The organism is Krasilnikovia cinnamomea (assembly GCF_004217545.1).
Classification (GTDB): domain Bacteria; phylum Actinomycetota; class Actinomycetes; order Mycobacteriales; family Micromonosporaceae; genus Actinoplanes; species Actinoplanes cinnamomeus.
In genome coordinates this window covers 2,988,272-3,003,781 of sequence record NZ_SHKY01000001.1, presented here as the reverse complement: position 1 = coordinate 3,003,781, position 15,510 = coordinate 2,988,272, and the positions used below count along the sequence as shown (strand labels likewise).

Genomic DNA, 15,510 nt, shown 5'->3' with positions numbered 1-15,510 from the left:
GGGTGAACAATGTCATACCCGTCCGTTCCTCATGGGACTGACTCGCCCGCGCGGCTTTGGCATTGTTCTTCATCGAATGATCAAGCGACGGCGGGACGACCGGGGAGAGCATCTGGTGGCGGCGGCGCAGCATCCGGTGACGCAGGACGGCGGTCAGGCCCTCTCCTCGTCGCATCCCCTGCTACAGGGTCCGCGGTGGCGCAACTTCGACTCCGGGCTGCGCCGGTGGCCGGAACCGCTGGCCGGCAGGCGCTGGCAGAGCTGGCTGGTGGGTGGCAACGCGGCCGGCCGGCTGCGCGCGGCTGCCGTGGTTCGCAAGCCCGGCCCGGGGCGCCTGAAGTCCAGCGCGCTGCTCACCCCGGCGTGGGACCTGCTCCCCGCCGACCGGGACGGCCTGGTGGTGGGCAGCCTGCTCCGCCAGCGGGGCGGCCTGCAACTGCGGCCGGACAACCGTCCGGAGCAGGAACACGAGGCGGTGCGCGGCATCCTCGGCCGGTTGGCCGCCGACCACGGTGCCGCGCCGATCGCCTTCCCGAACGTGCCGGCCGATCAGGTCGCCGCGATCGCGTCCGCGTTCCGCGGCGCGGTGGTGCGCCGCGCCGGCACGTGGTCGGAGTACGTGCTCGGCGGCGCCACCTCGGTCGAGGAGTTCGTCGGCACGCTCGGCCGGAAGGTGCGAGCGCTGTGGCGGGCCAGGCGGCCGCACCTGGAGTCGCTGGGCTGGCGGACCACGGTGTCGGCCCCGACCGAAGACCTGATCGAGCGGGCATCCGAGCTGCTCGCCGACGTCAACGTCCGCAACGGTACGCCCGACGCTCCCCGGATGGCGCAGGCTCGCACGACGATGTGGTGGCAGGAACTGCCCGAGGCGGCTCGCGCCATCACCGTCACCGACGACGACGGCGCGCTGCTCGCGGTGTGCTTCGCCCGGGCCGGCGGCGACGTTCTGGAGCTACAGGAGGTCGGCATCGCCGCCGGGGCTCTCGGCAACTCCGACGCGTACGTGCTGGCGACCGTCGTCGCTCCGCTGGAGCTGGCGGTGGCCGAGCGGATCGCGATCGTATCGGCGGGCTACGGGCACGCCAACACCAAGGCCATGTACGGCGCTTCCCTAGGCCTCGACTACCACATCGTCGCCGACCTGGGCGAACTCACCGGCGCCTGACCACACCGGCACTCGTCTCCAGGACACCTTCCGGCCGCGCACGGTGCCGAAGTCGTAGCGGGCTCGGTCGGGTCCGAGCGCGACGAGGCTGACCGAGGAGGTCAGCCACGGACCGCCGCCGAAGTCCCAGCGGCCCACCAGAGCGCGCGGGTCGTCCGGCGGCAGGGCGTCGCCCTCGGCCAGGGCGACCCATGGGCCCCAGGCCGCGAGCGCCGTCCGGTGGCGCGGATCGGGGCGCGGATCGGGGCGCGGCGCCGCGGCCAGGCGGGGCCGGAAGTGGGCGCGCCGTGCCGCCTCGGCCGCGACCGCCGCCGGCGGGACGTACGGGTCGTCCACGACGTCGTGCGGACCTCCGTTGGTGATCACATGCGTGCCATCCGGCAGTTCCCACTCCTCCAGCCGCCGCCCGTCCCAGCTGTGCAGGCGCGCGCCGTGGCGGCACGCTCGCAGCAGATGGAACGGGTCGTACCGCCGTACCGGAAGGTCGGCGGCCATCGTTCCCCGAGCCGCCAGCAGCGGGAGGTCACCGCGGGAGCGCCGGTGGCGGCCCGCCGCCGGGCCGAAACCATTGATCACAACGGCGGCCGAGACGCCGCAGTGCTCCACCGGACCGTTCACCGAGAGCCAGGTGCCCCCGCCGACCAGGTCGAGTCCGCCCACGGTCTCTCGCGCGTCGGGCCAGTGCCGGCCGGGCGGCAGCCAGGCCCGGCCGGGTTGCTCGTCGCGCACGGCGAGGATCAGGACGGGTGCGGGCGCATCCCGCCGGACACTCACCACGAGGGTGCACACCGTTCAGCCGAAGCTGTGCTCGGCGGCCGGGAAGGCGCCGTGCCGCACATCCTGGACGAACTCGCGGACCGCCGTCTCGATGACGGCGTCCAGTTGGGCGTACTGCTTGACGAAGCGGGGCAGCCGCCCGCGGCGCAGGCCCAGCATGTCCTGCCAGACGAGCACCTGGGCGTCGCAGTCGGGACCCGCTCCGATGCCGATCGTCGGGATGTCCAGCAGGCCGGTGATCTCCTTGGCGACGTCCGCTGGCACCATCTCGAGGACAACCGCCGTGGCACCGGCGTCGGCCACCGCCCGCGCGTCGGCGACCAGGGCGCTCGCGGCATCCTCGCCGCGACCCTGCACCCGGAACCCGCCGAGCTGGTGCTCGCTCTGCGGGGTGAAGCCGATGTGCGCCATGACCGGGATGCCGGCGTCCACGAGCTTGGCGATCTGCGGCGCCATCCGGGCGCCGCCCTCGAGCTTGACCGCCTGGCAGCCGCCCTCCTTGAGGAATCGGACCGCGGTCGTCAGCGCCTGACCCGGGTCACGCTCGTACGAACCGAACGGCAGGTCGCCCACGACGAGTGCGCGGCTGGTCGCTCCCACCACGGCCCGCACCAGCGGCAGCAGCTCGTCGACGGTAACCGGGATGGTGCTGCTGTGCCCGAAGACCGTGTTGGCGGCGGAGTCACCCACCAGCAGCACGGGTACGCCGACCCGGTCGAAGATCTCGGCGGTGTAGCAGTCGTAGCTGGTGAGCATCGACCACGTCTGCTTCTGCTGCTTGGCGAGCAGCAGGTCGCGGGTGCGGATACGGCCGCTGGCCTTGCCACCGTAGACGGCAGGCTCATCTGTCATTGTCATGTCTCCTTCGATTTCAGACCGTTGCGCTTTCAGCAGTGGTTGCGGTGCTCAGCGCGGGACGCCGTTCGTGGGCCCACGCGGTCGCCGGGATCAGCAACACCCCGGCGGTCAGGAACAGCGCGCCGACCACCGCCCAGCCGAGCAGGCCGAAGTGAATCAGTGGCGCGGCGAACAACACGGGTCCGAGCGCCTGCATGGCCTGGACCGCCAGGCTCCAGGCGCCCAGATACTCGCCCTGGCGTTCGTCGCCGGCCAGCTCGTACGAGATCCCCCAAGTCGCGGCGGAGCACCAGATCTCGCCCAGGGTGATGATCGCCATCGCTGCCAGCAGCAACGCGACGGCGACGACAGTGGACCGCCCGGCCGTGAGTCCGAACAGCAGGCAGCCGCAGAACAGTGCGACGCCGGCGCGGGCGGCCATCCGGGCCGCGCCCCGCGCGGTGTCCGCGCCCTTGCTCGCGGCCACCTGCAGGAGCACCACCAGGACGGTGTTCGAGATCAGCAGGACCGAGATGATCGGTCGTGGCGCGTCGGTGCGCTGCAACACCCACAGGGGCACGCCAACCAGCACGAGTTGCGCGTTCATGTACAGGACGCCGGCCAGGCCGGCCGCCGTCATGAACCGGCCGTCCCGCAGTGCCCGGCCGCCGGAGGCCGGCGCCGCGGCCGCACGAGTCTCCGCGGGAACCGCCGGGAGCCGGGTCAGCACCACGGCGGCGAGCACGTACGAGACGGCGTTGGCAAGCGCCAGAGCCGCGAACCAGGAACGGTGCTGGTGTGCCAGCACGACGCCGGTGAGCGCGGAGCCCACGGCGAAACCGATGTTCCAGACCGTACGGTTGTAGGCGTTCGCCTTGACCCGGCTCTCCTTCGTCGAGATGGCCGAGAGGTAGGCGCGGCGATTGGGTGGCTCGGCGCACTCGGCCAGGGCCACGACCGTGACGACGACCAGGAACGCCGGGAACGAGCCCACCAGCATGTAGGCCACGAAGCAGGCGGCCCGCACCACGTTGAGCGCGACGAGGAGCCGCCGGTGCCCGAAGCGGTCGCCGAGCATGCCGGCCGGCACCGAGGTGAGCAGCCCGATCAGCCCCGCGACGGTCAGGCCCACGCCCACCTGGGCGGGTCGCAGGCCGATGTAGAACACGAAGTACGCCGCGCTGCCGGTCATGAACACCCCGGTGCCGACGGCGTCGAGAAGGCTGATCAGCGAATACGCGCGCAGCGGCCCACTTGGCGGCAGCAGCCGGTGCGCCAGCGTTCTCACGCCGACTCCCGGGCCATGGCCGCGTCGAGTGCCTTGCGAAGGTCGGGCCAGAACGACTCCTGCTGGACGACCTCGTAGGTGTCCCCGGTGGCGTAGTGGTACTCGTCGTACTCGCCGAGCCAGGGCGCCCACGAGTTGCGCGGGTCGTCGGCCGGGTCGGGCTGCTGGAACACCGCCGCGTGTCCGTCGTACCGGCGCATCTGGTGGTGGACCTGAGACAGGGCGAGCGCAGCCCAGGCCAGTTGCAGCCAACCCCAGTCGGTGTCCGGGGTGGACCGGTCGCACCAGTCCGCCTCTCGGATCTGCGGCATGATGATCTCGGCGGCCTGGGCGGGGTTGGTGATCTTGAAGTTGCGGCGCATCCAGGCCATCCGGAACCGGTAGAGGTCGTCGAGCCCCCAACCGGGGTCGAAGCTGTGCGGAGCGGTGGCCGGCACGCTATTGATCAGCGCCACCTCGGCGACCCGCTCACCGTCCGCCACCAGCAGGTCGGCCAGTTCCAGGGCGAGCAGCCCACCGGAGCAGAGGCCGCCGAGCAGGTACGGCCCGTGCGGCTGGATACGCCGGATCTCCGCGAGGTGCCGGGCGGCGCGCTCGCGGACCGACAGCAGCGGGCGCTCGCGGCGGGCGATCGGTCCGCTGCGGATGCCGTACAGCGGGCGGTCGAAGCTGGCGGCGGCCGCGAACCGGCTGAGGAACTCGATGTTGCCGGTGCCCCAGTGCGCGCAGAAGAACGGTGTGCCCTCGCCCTCGATCAGCGGCACGACCGTCTCGGCCAGCGGCTCCTGCCAGGTGCTGCCGGCGCCCTCCCACAGCTCCTGCATGGTCTGCGGGCGGGCGCCGGCACCGGCCTCGGCGGGCTGCGCCAGGTGCCGCGCGACCGCGGCCAGCGTCCGGTGCTTCTGCACCAGCTCCACGGTGACGCCGGTCAGGTTGGCCTTGCGCGCCTCACCGACGAGCTTGACCGCGAACAGGTACGTGCCGCCGGCGTCGTAGAAGTCGTCCTCGGGGGACAGTGTCGTGCCGATGATGCCCGACGCGATGCCGCACAACCGCGCGGCGATGTCGTCCGGATTGCTCATGTCGTGCTCCCAGCGGTGGACGGCGGCGATCAGCGCGCCATGGAGAAGACCCGGTCGAAGGCGACCCGCAGGCCGATCGACGTGAGATGGGGTTCGTGTGCGGTGACCGCGGCCGACTCGGCGATCACCACGGGGGCGAGACCGCCCGTGGCGATCACCGCGGCGACGTTGACGCCGAGTTCCGCCACGATGCGGCCGACCACCCCGTCGATCTGTGCCGCGAAGCCGTAGACCAGGCCCGATTGCAGGCAGTGCTCGGTGTTGCGGCCGATGACCGAGGGCGGCCGGGCGGCCTCCACCTTCCGCAGCCGGGCGGCGTTCGCGGCCAAGGCGTCCATCGAGATCGCGATGCCCGGGGTCAGCACGCCGCCGAGGAACTCGCCGTCCGAGCCCACCACATCGAAGTTGGTGGAGGTGCCGAAGTCGACCACGACGGTCGGGCCGCCGTAGAGGTGGTGGGCGGCGAGCACGTTGGCGATGCGGTCACTGCCGACCTCGCCGGGCCGGTCGACGGCGAGCCGGGGAGCCGCCGGCGACTCGGCGTCGAGGGTCAGCGCCGGCACGTCCGGGTAGTAGCGGGAGATCATGAGGCGGATCTCCCGCTGTGCGGCCGGCACGGTCGAGCAGACCGCGATGCCGGTGAGCGGTGGCACCGTCCCGCGGCACAGATTGTTGAGCCGGACGGCCATCTCGTCGGCGGTGGTGCGCTGGTCGGTGGTGACTCGCCAGGAGTGCGTCAGCTCGGCGCCGTCCCAAAGGTCCAGCACTGTGTTGGTGTTGCCGATGTCGACAGTGAGCAGCATGGCGGCTCAGCCCGCCGTGGTCAGGATGACGCCCGGTGCGGCCTCGCCCGGGTCCGAGCCGATCTCGATCGCCCTGTTGTCCGCGTCGACGTGCACGATCCGCGGGACGAGCTGGTGCAGCTCGGACTCGTCGACCACCGCGTACGAGATGATGATCACCAGGTCGCCGGGGTGCACCAGGTGCGCGGCAGCACCGTTGATGCCGATCACGCCGCTGCCGGCGGCGCCCTCGATGGCGTACGTTTCGAGGCGGGCTCCGTTGGTGATGTCGACGATGGCGACCTGCTCGCCCGGCCGGATGTCGGCCTTCTCGAGCAGGTCGCGGTCGATCGTCACCGAGCCGACGTAGTGCAGATCGGCTTGCGTCACGGTGGCGCGGTGGATCTTCGACTTCAGCATGTGCCGTTGCATGATTTCTCCGATCGGTGAAGGAGGCAGCTGCGTTACCGGACCTGGGCCGGCACGCGGTTGTCACGGTGGGACGGCTGCGGGAAGGCGGCGGCGACGGCGTCGTGGACGATGTCGAGGGCGACGGCGATCTCCGCCTCGCTGACCGTCAGCGGCGGCAGCAGCCGCAGCACACAGTCGTCGCGCCCGCCGAGTTCCACGATCAGACCGCGGCGCAGACACTCCGCCCGCACCGCGGCAGCCACCTGCGACCCGCTCAGGCCGTCCGTGTCGCCGAACTCGACGCCCCAGAGCAGTCCGCGCCCGCGCACCTCGGCGATGCCGGGCACCCGTGCGGCGAGCGCGCCGAGCGACTGCGCGATCTGGGCGCCACGACGGCATACGTTGCCCAGCACGTCGGCCGAGCGCACGTAGTCCAGCGCCGCGACACCGCTCGCGAAGGCGAGCTGGTTGCCGCGGAACGTGCCGATGTGTGCGCCGGGGCTCCACCGGTCCAGGTCGCCGCGGTACAGCAGCACGGAGACCGGAAGGCCGATGCCGCTGAGCGCCTTGGAGGCGATCACGATGTCCGGCTCGATGTCGTACTGCTCGAAGGCGAACCAGCTGCCGGTGCGGCCGCAGCCGGTCTGCACCTCGTCGACGATCAGCGGGATCTCGAGTTCGCGGGTCAGCTGCCGCACCTCGCGGACGAACTCCCGGGTCGCCACCACCGAGCCGCCCTCGCCCTGGATGAGTTCGAGCAGTACGCCGGCCGGGCGGGGCACCCCGCCGTTGGCGTCGGTGAGCACCGAACGCAGATAGGTGGCGCAGTTCGTGCTGCAGGTCTCCGGCCGCAGCCCGAGCGGGCAGCGACGGCAGTAGGAGAACGGGAAGAAGTGCACGCCCGGCAGGCCGTTGCCGACCGCCGCCTTGGGGCCGACGTTGCCGGTGACCGCCATGGCGCCCGCGGTACTGCCGTGGAAGCCGCCGGAGAACGCGACGATGTCGGTGCGACCTGTCGCGATCTTGGCCAGCTTGAGGGCGGCCTCGACGGCGTTGGCGCCGGTCGGCCCGCAGTAGTGGATCTTGAAGCGGTCGCCCATGTCGCCCGGCAGCATGCCGAGCTGAGCCTCGGTGAACGCGTCCTTCGCGGGCGTCGGGAAGTCCAGGCCGTGCACCAGGTCGCCGAGCTGCTCCCGCACGGCCGCCACCACCCGCGGGTGGTTGTGGCCCAACGACAGCACGCCCGCGCCGGCGAGGAAGTCGAGGAACACGTTGCCGTCCAGGTCCTCGACGTACGAGCCGGCGGCCCGGCGGATGGCGATCGGCAGGTAGCGCGGGTAGGTACGGGCACTGGACTCGCGTACCTGCTGGCGGTCGAGAAGCTCCTTGCTCCGTGGTCCGGGCACGGCGGTACGCACCAGCGGCGCGGAGTAGGACAGGGTCATGTGAGCACTCCTTCGTGTGCCGTCCGGGCGGCCGAAGCCCCGGACGGCCAGCAGCGAGATTCGAGGTCGGCAAGGTCGGACAGCCAGCCGGCGACGATTGCGGTTGCCCGGCGCACGCAACTGCCCACCGCGCTCGCGCCGATGTGCGAGCCGAGGGTGAGCTGGCCCATTACCGTGACCTGACGGTCGATCCCGTGTTCGTGATGGGCGAAGCAGGTGTCGGGCTCGACCGCCACGCCGAGCACCGGGTCGGCCAGCAGCACGCCGGCGGCGACCGCGCTGGCGGCGAACCCGTCGCGGGGGCCGATCCCGCCGTTCCGGCTCACCGCGTTGACCAGCAGCGGCACCCGCAGCGGCGGACTGCCATCGGCGAAGGTCAGCTCGAACCGGTCGGACCGGGTGCGCACTGCGCTCACCCCCGCGCGCACGCTGAGCACGCCGGCCGTGAAGAGGGCGTCGAGCCGCAGCGCGGCCGCCAGCGGCACGGGGGCCGCCTGGGCGAGCAGCGGGGTGAGGAACGTACGCCACACGGCGCGGCGCTCGCCCACCGGCATCTGCCGGTACATCCAGAACAGCGTGGCGAAGAACTCGCGGCACAGGCGCTGGTGCGCGCCGGCCGCGGGCTCGGCGGCACGGCTCGCCCGGATCGCGGCGCGCAGACGCTCGTGCGGGTCCCGGGGCTCGTCCGTACGGTGACCCGTCCACGCGATGGCCGCGTCGAAGCGGCGGCGCGCCGCCGCTGCGGTCCAGCCGCCGTCCGTCTCGCCCAGCTCGGCGAGGGGCCGGCAGGCCAGGTACGGGTTGACGATGCCGCCCGGCGGCGGCGCCGGTGTCTGGACCCCGGGCAGCTGGCCGCCGCGGGAACAGGCCACGACGGAGTACGGCTCGTGCGGCCGGTACCGCAGGCCGCCGTCGTCGCCGGGAAGGAACCGGCCGCGTGCGTACGCGATCGTGAAGCAGGCGTCGACGGCGGTCAGCGAGGTCCCCAGCACCCCGATGGTGCGGTGCCCGCGGGACGCCTGGGCCAGCTCGTCGGCGGGCCACGGCAGGAACAGCCCGCCGGTGCCTGCGGCCCGCAATCGGCCGTCAAGCGCCGCGCAGTGTTCGGCGGTCTCCGGCTGCCAGTGCCCGGTCGCCACCAGCAGCCGGTCGACGTCCAGATGCACACCCGAGGCCAGGTCGATCCGCAGGCGCCCGCCGGCGCGCCGGGCGCCGATGGCCTCGTCGTTCGCGAGCGTCACCCGTACGCCCAGCTCACGGAGCCGGCCGACCGCCGCCTCGAACCGCTCGCGCGCGTAGACGCCGAACGTGTGCCGGCTGGCCACGCCGTCCGGCAGAGCCGGCCGTCCGGCGAGCCAGCGGGTGAAGTCGTCGGGGTCGTCGGCGCGCAGTGACATCAGCCCGCTGTCCTGGTTGACCAGGTGGAACGGGGCCGCCTGGCCGCCGTAGGGCAGGCCGGGCCCGAAGTCGCCGGTGCGTTCGACGACGGTGACGGCCAGCCGCCGGCCGAGGGCGGGCGTGATGTCGGTCAGGCCGCGGCCCAGGGCATCGAGGAACGCGGTGGCGCTCACCCCGGCGCCCACCACCACGATGACGTGCCGATCGCCGATGGTCATGGCCGCCTCAACCCGTTCGGCTGCGGGCCGGCGGCGCCGGTCACCAGGTAGGCCCGCGCCTGTCTGGGTACCGCAGGACTTCGCGGCGCGGAACCGGCCTGCACCGCGGCGGCCAGCGCCCCGACGTCGGCGGCGAACCGGGCCGACGGGTGCTTGCTCACCAGGTCGACAAGCCGCCGGCCGAACTCCGGGCCGCCGGCGGCAAACGCCTGCACGAGCCGGGCGCCGACACTCGCCGCGCCGGCTGGTTCGGGCCAGAGCCCGGCGTCCAGCGCGATGAGGGGCTGGGCCAGGCGTGCGGCCGCCAGCGAAACGCCCAGCAGCGGCACGGGCGTGGCGCGCAGCACGTCGACCGCGCCCGGCGCGGCGTGCGGCTGAGCCAGGCCGTTGATCGCGTGGCGCCAGTCGACCGGGGCCGGGCCGCCCGCGCTCAGCGTGTGTGGCAGGCAGGGCGCCGCGACGTCGTAGACGCCGGTGATCGCGTCCACCGGACCGCCGGGAAGCCGGGTCAACAACGCGGTGCAGGCGCTCAGCGTTGCACCGCCGGAGGTGGGTATCCACAGCTCGCCGACGCGCGGCTCGGCCAGGCCCAGCGCCGCCCAGTCGTTCCGGACCGCATCCACGACGTCCAGCAGCAGGGTGGCGAAGCCCGCCGCGCCGTCCATTCCGGACAGTCCGAACGCGGTGTTCAGCCGGTGGTCGGGATCGCAGGCGAGGAAGACGGCGGGGCGTTGCTGCCGGCTCAATTCCGCTTCGCGGGCGACGGCCCGGTCGGTGGCGTCGTTGAAGTCGGCGCACCGCACGACCGTTCCGGCGGCGGTGAGCAGCTCCAGCTTGCTCGCCGGTATGTCGGCCGACACGAAGAACTCGCAGGTGACGTCGCGGGCGCCGCGCCGGCGCAGCAGATCCGCCAGAGCGGCGACGCTGCGCGCGTGGCTGCCGGTGGAGGCGGCGAGCAGCGTGACTCCCGCGAAGCGGGTGGCCAGGTCCGTCGGTTCGCCGCGCTCGGCGGCGGACTCGAGGGTCGCATAGGACGCGCCAGCAACCACGCGTGCCTTGGTCGACCCGCCGAGCGGCAACGTGGCGTCCAGCACCAGGGCGGCCGGCTCCTCGAGGACCTCGCTGAGCAGCGGCGCGGCGATCACCGGGGCGGCCGGGACGGCGAGGTCGCGCCGCAGGAAGGCGCGCACCCGGAAGGCGCGTTCCAGGTGGTCGCCGAGGGGATCGGCGGCCGGTGCCCGTCGTGCCCGGACCGTCGCGCGCCGCTGTTGCGCGGCCGCGAACTCGGCGGCCGAGACGAAACGGTGGCGTAGCGCGGCGGTCATGGCTCCGGCCAGCCCGAAGAGCTGCCAGACCCGGCCGTCATCCCCCACCACGTCGAACGTCGGCGAGTCGAACCAGCCGACGAAGACCGGCCGGCGGCCGCGGGCCAGGCCGATGCGCAGATGCGGGCGTACCACGGGTTCGGCGTCGAAGAGGGCGTCCAGCGGCAGCCGGCCGACGGCCGACACCTCGCGCGGGTCCGGCCGCACGTCGGCGAGCACCGGCGCGGTGGCGCGCAGGACGAACCCGGACGCGGTGTAGCCCCCCTCGGTGAGCCAGTCGCCCAGCGGCAGCCACGGGTCGAGCCGGGGATCGGCATCGGCCCCGCCGAGGCCGGCCTCCTCCCCGAATTCGCGCAGGGCCGTGATCGCCGGCGGCTCGCCCGGCTCGGCGGCGCCACCGAACAGGGCGATCTCGCCGGCGTCGTTCATCGGAGCACCGGTGTGCCCGTTGACGTCGCTGCGCCGGATGACCAGCACGCGTGCCGCCGGGCCGGTGCCCACCACGGGCAGCGCCACGGCCGCCCGGCGCGGGGTGGGGAAGAACGCACCGAGCACCCGGGCGCGGGCGTCGATGCGCACGCCCGGCAGGTACGGCACGTCGGCGGTCCCGCCCAGCCGGTCCACCAGCACCCGCGCCGCGCAGTACGCCATCTCGTCAGCGACGCTCTCGCGTTCCGCGTCCAGCTTGGCCCCGGCCTGCGCCAACAGGCGGTCCCGCAGGGACGCGGGAAACTCGCCGCGCATCCCGGCGGCCGCCGCCACCGCCTCGGCGAAGCCGTCGGCCAGCGGAGCGGCGGCGAGCCGAGCCAGTGCGTCGGCGAGCATCGGATCCGTCATGCCGGTACCGGCGTCACGACCGCCGTGTAGTCGGACGAGGTCCGCGGGAACGACAGGTCGGCGATCGCGGTCGGCCACGGCTCGCCGGGCTCGACGTGCCGCTCCTCGTAGAGCAGGGCGCGCACCCTGCGGCGGCCCAGTACCGCGCACGTGGTGCTCTTGGTCCACTCGACCTCGCCCGGATCCACGTCGACCGGCCATGGTGCCCGCCGGTGCCGCGTCTCGTCGGTGGTGTTGAGGTACGGAGGTTGCAGCGCGGTCATGCGGTGCGCTCGCCATGCCGGATCCTGGTAGGACCGCTCGTCGAGGTAGCCGGCCAGGCCGAAGGTGGCGAGCCACGGATCCCAGCTCACCGGGTCGGCGCCCGGCGCCGGCAGGCCGGCCAACCGCTCGTGGATGAGGCCGGTCAGCGTCGCCTGCGGCGCGTCGAGGCCGCGCACCGACAGCACGTGCACCTCGTTCGGCGTCACCGGGTGCACCTCGATGTCGTCCTGGTCGTGGTGCTGCACCACGTAGGCGTGCTCGGCGTCCGCGACGAGCAGGAAGAACGGCAGCATGCGGCGGCCCTCGGCGGCAAGCGTCGCGGGCAGGGCGCGCAGACCGGCGATCGCCTCGGCGGCGCTGGGGTAGCTCACCGCGTCGAGGCAAAGCCCGCTGCGGGTGACGTACCCGGCCTTGGCTCGCTGCTGGCGCAGCTCCGTCGAGGGGCTCTCGCCGAGCTCGCCGCTGACGGTCGGGGCAATGAGAATCTTGGCGTACAGGCCGGTGTCCTCATTGACCGCCACCCACGTGCCGCCGCCGGCGTCGAGTCCGCCGCGTACCTGCTGGCCGAGCAGCGCCTCGTCGCGGCCGAAGCGCATGGTCCAGACCCGGCGCAGCAGACCCGGATCGTCGCGCCAGTGGCAGCCGTAGGACTCGCCCGAGGCGGTCACCATCCGGCCCTGCCGCAGATGGATGGATTGGTCCCGGGTCTCGTAGACGACGAACGCGTCCTCGTTGCCGGGCCGGTGGATGAACACCGCAAGACACATGTGGATTCCCCTGTTTGCCGGGAGCGGAAGGCGACGCGTTCTCGCGTCGCGTCCTTGGGAACGCCGCCTCAGTGCGGCTGGAGCAGCGCGGCGTCCCGGCCGATACGGTCCAGGCGGCGCAGGGTGCCGGACATGCCGGCGCGGTCGGTCTCGGTGTAGACCGCGTAGAGCATCTGCAGCGAGCCGGACCGGGAGTCCACGACGTCGCCGGGCTCGGCGCGCCGCCACACCTGCCACACGCCCGGTTCGGTGCGGAAGACCGCCGGGTCGGCGAGTTCGGTGACCCCGAACCGGCCCTCGGGCGGCTGGACGAGCAGTACGGCGGCGTGCGCGCGGAACGCGAGACCGCCGAGATCCGCGGGGCGGCCCGCGGCGACGTCCAGCACGACGCGGACGGGGTCGACCGTGGCGGTGCGCCGCATCAGCTCGCCGACCCAGCCGCCGAGACGGCCGTTGACCTCGATGACCCGGGGGCCCTCCGGGGTCAGCTTGATCTCGGTGTGCGTAACGCCCCACCGCACATCCAGGGCCGCCAGGGCGGCCGAGGCCAGGGCCAGGACGGGTTCGGTCTCGTCCGGCGCCAGCAGCGTCGGCAGGAGCAGACCGCGCTCCCGGAACGGCGGTGCCAGGGCCAGGCGGTCGGTGACGGCGAAGTGCGTGATCCGGCCGTGCTCGACCACGGACTCCACCGAGACGAAATCGGCCAGCACGTCGCCGTACGGATGACGGCCCGCCGGCAGCAGCTCCTCGACGATCCAGCACGCCGGCGCCGCCGGGTCGGCCGCCGCCGCGCGGATCAGCGCGTCCAGCGCCGCCGAGTCGTCGTAGCGGCCGGTCCACCGGCTGCTGTTGCCGGACGCCGGCTTGACCACGACCGGGTAGCCGACCTTCTCGGCCGCGGCCGGCAGCTCCCGCGTGCTCGCCGCGGCCTCGACCCGGGTCGGGCTGACGCCTGCGGCGTTCAGCGCGGCTCGCTGCCGGACCTTGTCGCTGAGCAGCTCGGCCGTCCGCCTGCTGTGGTACGGCAGGCCGAGCCCCGCGGCCAGCTCCGCGCAGCGCGCGATACGGGCGTCGCCGAACGTGGTGATCCCGACCGGAGCCAGGGCGCGCAGTTCGGCCAGCACGTCGGTGTCCGGCCGGTCCTGCACCACCCGGGCGAGCCGGGACAGCATCGGCAGGTCGGCCGCGCCGTTCGAATCGTCCGGGTTCACCAGGAACACGAGGTCGGCCCACCCTCGGGCGGCGCGTAGCACGTCGCGCGGGCCGGCCGAGCCGGGCCCGTGCACGACCACGATCGTCGGCCGCCGGGGATCCGCGGTCATGCGGTCACCAGCATGTCGCGCAGCGCGAGGTAGTCCACCTTGCCGCTGCCGTTCACCGGGAACGACGGCAGCCAGGTGACGGCTGCCGGGAGCATGTACGCCGGCATGAGGCCCAGCAGGTACTGCTTGATCTCGGCGTACTCCCGGGCGGTGCCGGTGGCCGCGGCGCGCAGTTGCAGGCCGCCGTTGCCGTCCGGCAGCGCCAGCACCGCGGCGTCGAGCACGTCCGGGTGTGTGGACAGCTTCCACTCCACTTCGCCGAGTTCGATGCGGTGCCCACTGATCTTGACCTGGCGGTCGAGCCGGCCGAGGTGCAGCAGCCCCTCGGCGGCGACGCGCACCAGGTCACCCGTGCGGTACCAGTGGTCGGCCGGGACTGGATCGCCGGGCGCGACCCGCGTGGCGGTGCCGTCGGCGATGGTCAGGAACCGGTCGGCGTTGTCGGCCGGCGACAGGTATCCCGGGAACCGCATGGAGCCACGTACGCACAGCTCACCCTGTGTCGATGAGGTGCGGTCGCCGTCGACGAGAACCCATTCGAGATCGGGATAGACGGCGCCGATCGGCGCCGTGCCGTTGCTGGTCTCCGGCCAGTCCGTGACGTCGGCTGGCAACTGGTACTCGACGCAGCTGATGGTCAGCTCGGTGGGGCCGTACACGTTCCGCACGATGCTTCCCGGCGCGGCGGCGGCCCAATCGCGTGCGAGTTCCAGTGGTAGCGGCTCGCCGATGAACAGACTCTGCCGCAGGGCCGGCATGGAGTCGGCGCCCAGGGTGCCGGACCTTCGGGCGTACGCCGCCAGCGACGGAACGGAGTACCAGTGGGTGATGCCGCGGCGGCTCACGTAGGCGCTCGGCGCGAGAAGTTCCCGATTGCGGGGAACGACCAGGGTGCTGCCGGTTGTCCAGGCGGCGAGCATGTCGTGCACCGACGGGTCGAAGGTCAGGGCAAAGGTGTGCGACAGGCGTGCGCCGGGGCCGAGTTCGCTGGCCGGCAGCGCCATGTTCAGGTACGCCCGGACGTTGCCGTGGCTGACGGGCACGCCCTTGGGCCGCCCGGTCGACCCTGAGGTGAACAGGATGTAGGCGATGTCGCCGGGAAGCAGCGGCTCGGCGGGGCCGGCCGCGCCGGGGGCCGGTTGGTTCGGATCGACCACGGCGATGCCGTCATGGCGCAGGGTCGCGGCGAGCTCGGGGTGCAGCGTGGGGTCGACCACGACCGCGTCGAGCCCGGCCCGGCGGCAGATGTCGGCGTTGAAGGCCGTGGGGTTCTGCGGGCCCAGCGGCACCACCGCGTGCGCGCCGTGCCAGCTGCCGAGGTAGTACTCGTAGGTGCTCGGCCGCTTGTCGGCAACCAGTCCGATGCGACCCTGACGAGCAATCTTCAGGTCGGCGAGAACACTCGCGGCAGCCGATACCGCGTCCCGGAATTCGAAATAGCTAACCGTTTCAGAACCGGTGTCAATCGCCGTCTCGGCGGGGAATTCGTCGGCAACGATAGCGAATCGAGCAGAAGCCATCAGGCCGTCTATTTCGGACAGCCGCGCCGCGGTGGTGGTGGTCATTGAGATTTCTTCCGTCGTGTAGGGCCG

General features: G+C 72.9%; 13 protein-coding genes. 1 reads left to right on the top strand and 12 read right to left on the bottom strand.

The genetic code is table 11. The features are described from left to right. Positions 1 to 76: 76 nt before the first annotated feature. Positions 77 to 1,165, top strand: a complete 1,089-nt coding sequence (locus EV385_RS13525; protein ID WP_130509793.1) for a hypothetical protein — start codon at positions 77 to 79, stop codon at positions 1,163 to 1,165. Here the strand turns inward: EV385_RS13525 and EV385_RS13520 are convergent. The 12 genes from EV385_RS13520 to EV385_RS13470 form a co-directional block, all read right to left on the bottom strand. Next, entirely contained in the window at positions 1,112 to 1,939 is an 828-nt protein-coding gene (locus tag EV385_RS13520) for an NRDE family protein (protein ID WP_207229823.1), read from the bottom strand. The two genes, EV385_RS13525 and EV385_RS13520, sit on opposite strands and share 54 nt — an antisense overlap. Positions 1,940 to 1,957: 18 nt before the next feature. Next, entirely contained in the window at positions 1,958 to 2,794 is an 837-nt protein-coding gene (gene panB, locus EV385_RS13515; RefSeq protein ID WP_130509791.1) for a 3-methyl-2-oxobutanoate hydroxymethyltransferase, read from the bottom strand. 19 nt (positions 2,795 to 2,813) lie between these two features. Continuing rightward, the gene (locus EV385_RS13510; RefSeq protein WP_130509790.1) at positions 2,814 to 4,067 is read right to left on the bottom strand and encodes an MFS transporter; all 1,254 of its coding nucleotides are present in this window, start codon (positions 4,065 to 4,067) and stop codon (positions 2,814 to 2,816) included. After that, the gene (locus EV385_RS13505) at positions 4,064 to 5,149 is read right to left on the bottom strand and encodes a thioesterase domain-containing protein (protein WP_130509789.1); all 1,086 of its coding nucleotides are present in this window, start codon (positions 5,147 to 5,149) and stop codon (positions 4,064 to 4,066) included. Before EV385_RS13505 ends, EV385_RS13510 begins: the two co-directional genes overlap by 4 nt. Positions 5,150 to 5,178: 29 nt before the next feature. Next, the gene (locus EV385_RS13500) at positions 5,179 to 5,952 is read right to left on the bottom strand and encodes a type III pantothenate kinase (protein ID WP_130509788.1); all 774 of its coding nucleotides are present in this window, start codon (positions 5,950 to 5,952) and stop codon (positions 5,179 to 5,181) included. A gap of 6 nt (positions 5,953 to 5,958) precedes the next feature. Further along, positions 5,959 to 6,363, bottom strand: coding sequence for an aspartate 1-decarboxylase (gene panD, locus EV385_RS13495; protein WP_130509787.1), 405 nt, complete (start codon positions 6,361 to 6,363; stop codon positions 5,959 to 5,961). Between the two features lie 32 nt (positions 6,364 to 6,395). After that, on the bottom strand, positions 6,396 to 7,787 hold the full coding sequence (locus EV385_RS13490; protein ID WP_130509786.1) for an aspartate aminotransferase family protein: 1,392 nt from the start codon (positions 7,785 to 7,787) through the stop codon (positions 6,396 to 6,398). Next, positions 7,784 to 9,403 carry an FAD/NAD(P)-binding protein gene (locus EV385_RS13485; RefSeq protein ID WP_130509785.1) on the bottom strand — a complete coding sequence of 540 codons (1,620 nt, stop codon included), beginning with the start codon at positions 9,401 to 9,403 and terminating at the stop codon, positions 7,784 to 7,786. Before EV385_RS13485 ends, EV385_RS13490 begins: the two co-directional genes overlap by 4 nt. Continuing rightward, positions 9,400 to 11,565, bottom strand: a complete 2,166-nt coding sequence (locus tag EV385_RS13480) for a pyridoxal-phosphate dependent enzyme (protein ID WP_165449471.1) — start codon at positions 11,563 to 11,565, stop codon at positions 9,400 to 9,402. The genes EV385_RS13485 and EV385_RS13480 overlap by 4 nt, the downstream gene beginning before the upstream one ends. Then, the gene (locus EV385_RS33895) at positions 11,562 to 12,596 is read right to left on the bottom strand and encodes a hypothetical protein (RefSeq protein WP_165449470.1); all 1,035 of its coding nucleotides are present in this window, start codon (positions 12,594 to 12,596) and stop codon (positions 11,562 to 11,564) included. The genes EV385_RS13480 and EV385_RS33895 overlap by 4 nt, the downstream gene beginning before the upstream one ends. Positions 12,597 to 12,664: 68 nt before the next feature. Then, positions 12,665 to 13,918 carry an ATP-grasp domain-containing protein gene (locus EV385_RS13475; protein ID WP_130509783.1) on the bottom strand — a complete coding sequence of 418 codons (1,254 nt, stop codon included), beginning with the start codon at positions 13,916 to 13,918 and terminating at the stop codon, positions 12,665 to 12,667. Next, entirely contained in the window at positions 13,915 to 15,483 is a 1,569-nt protein-coding gene (locus EV385_RS13470; RefSeq protein ID WP_130509782.1) for an AMP-binding protein, read from the bottom strand. The genes EV385_RS13475 and EV385_RS13470 overlap by 4 nt, the downstream gene beginning before the upstream one ends. Positions 15,484 to 15,510 lie beyond the last annotated feature (27 nt).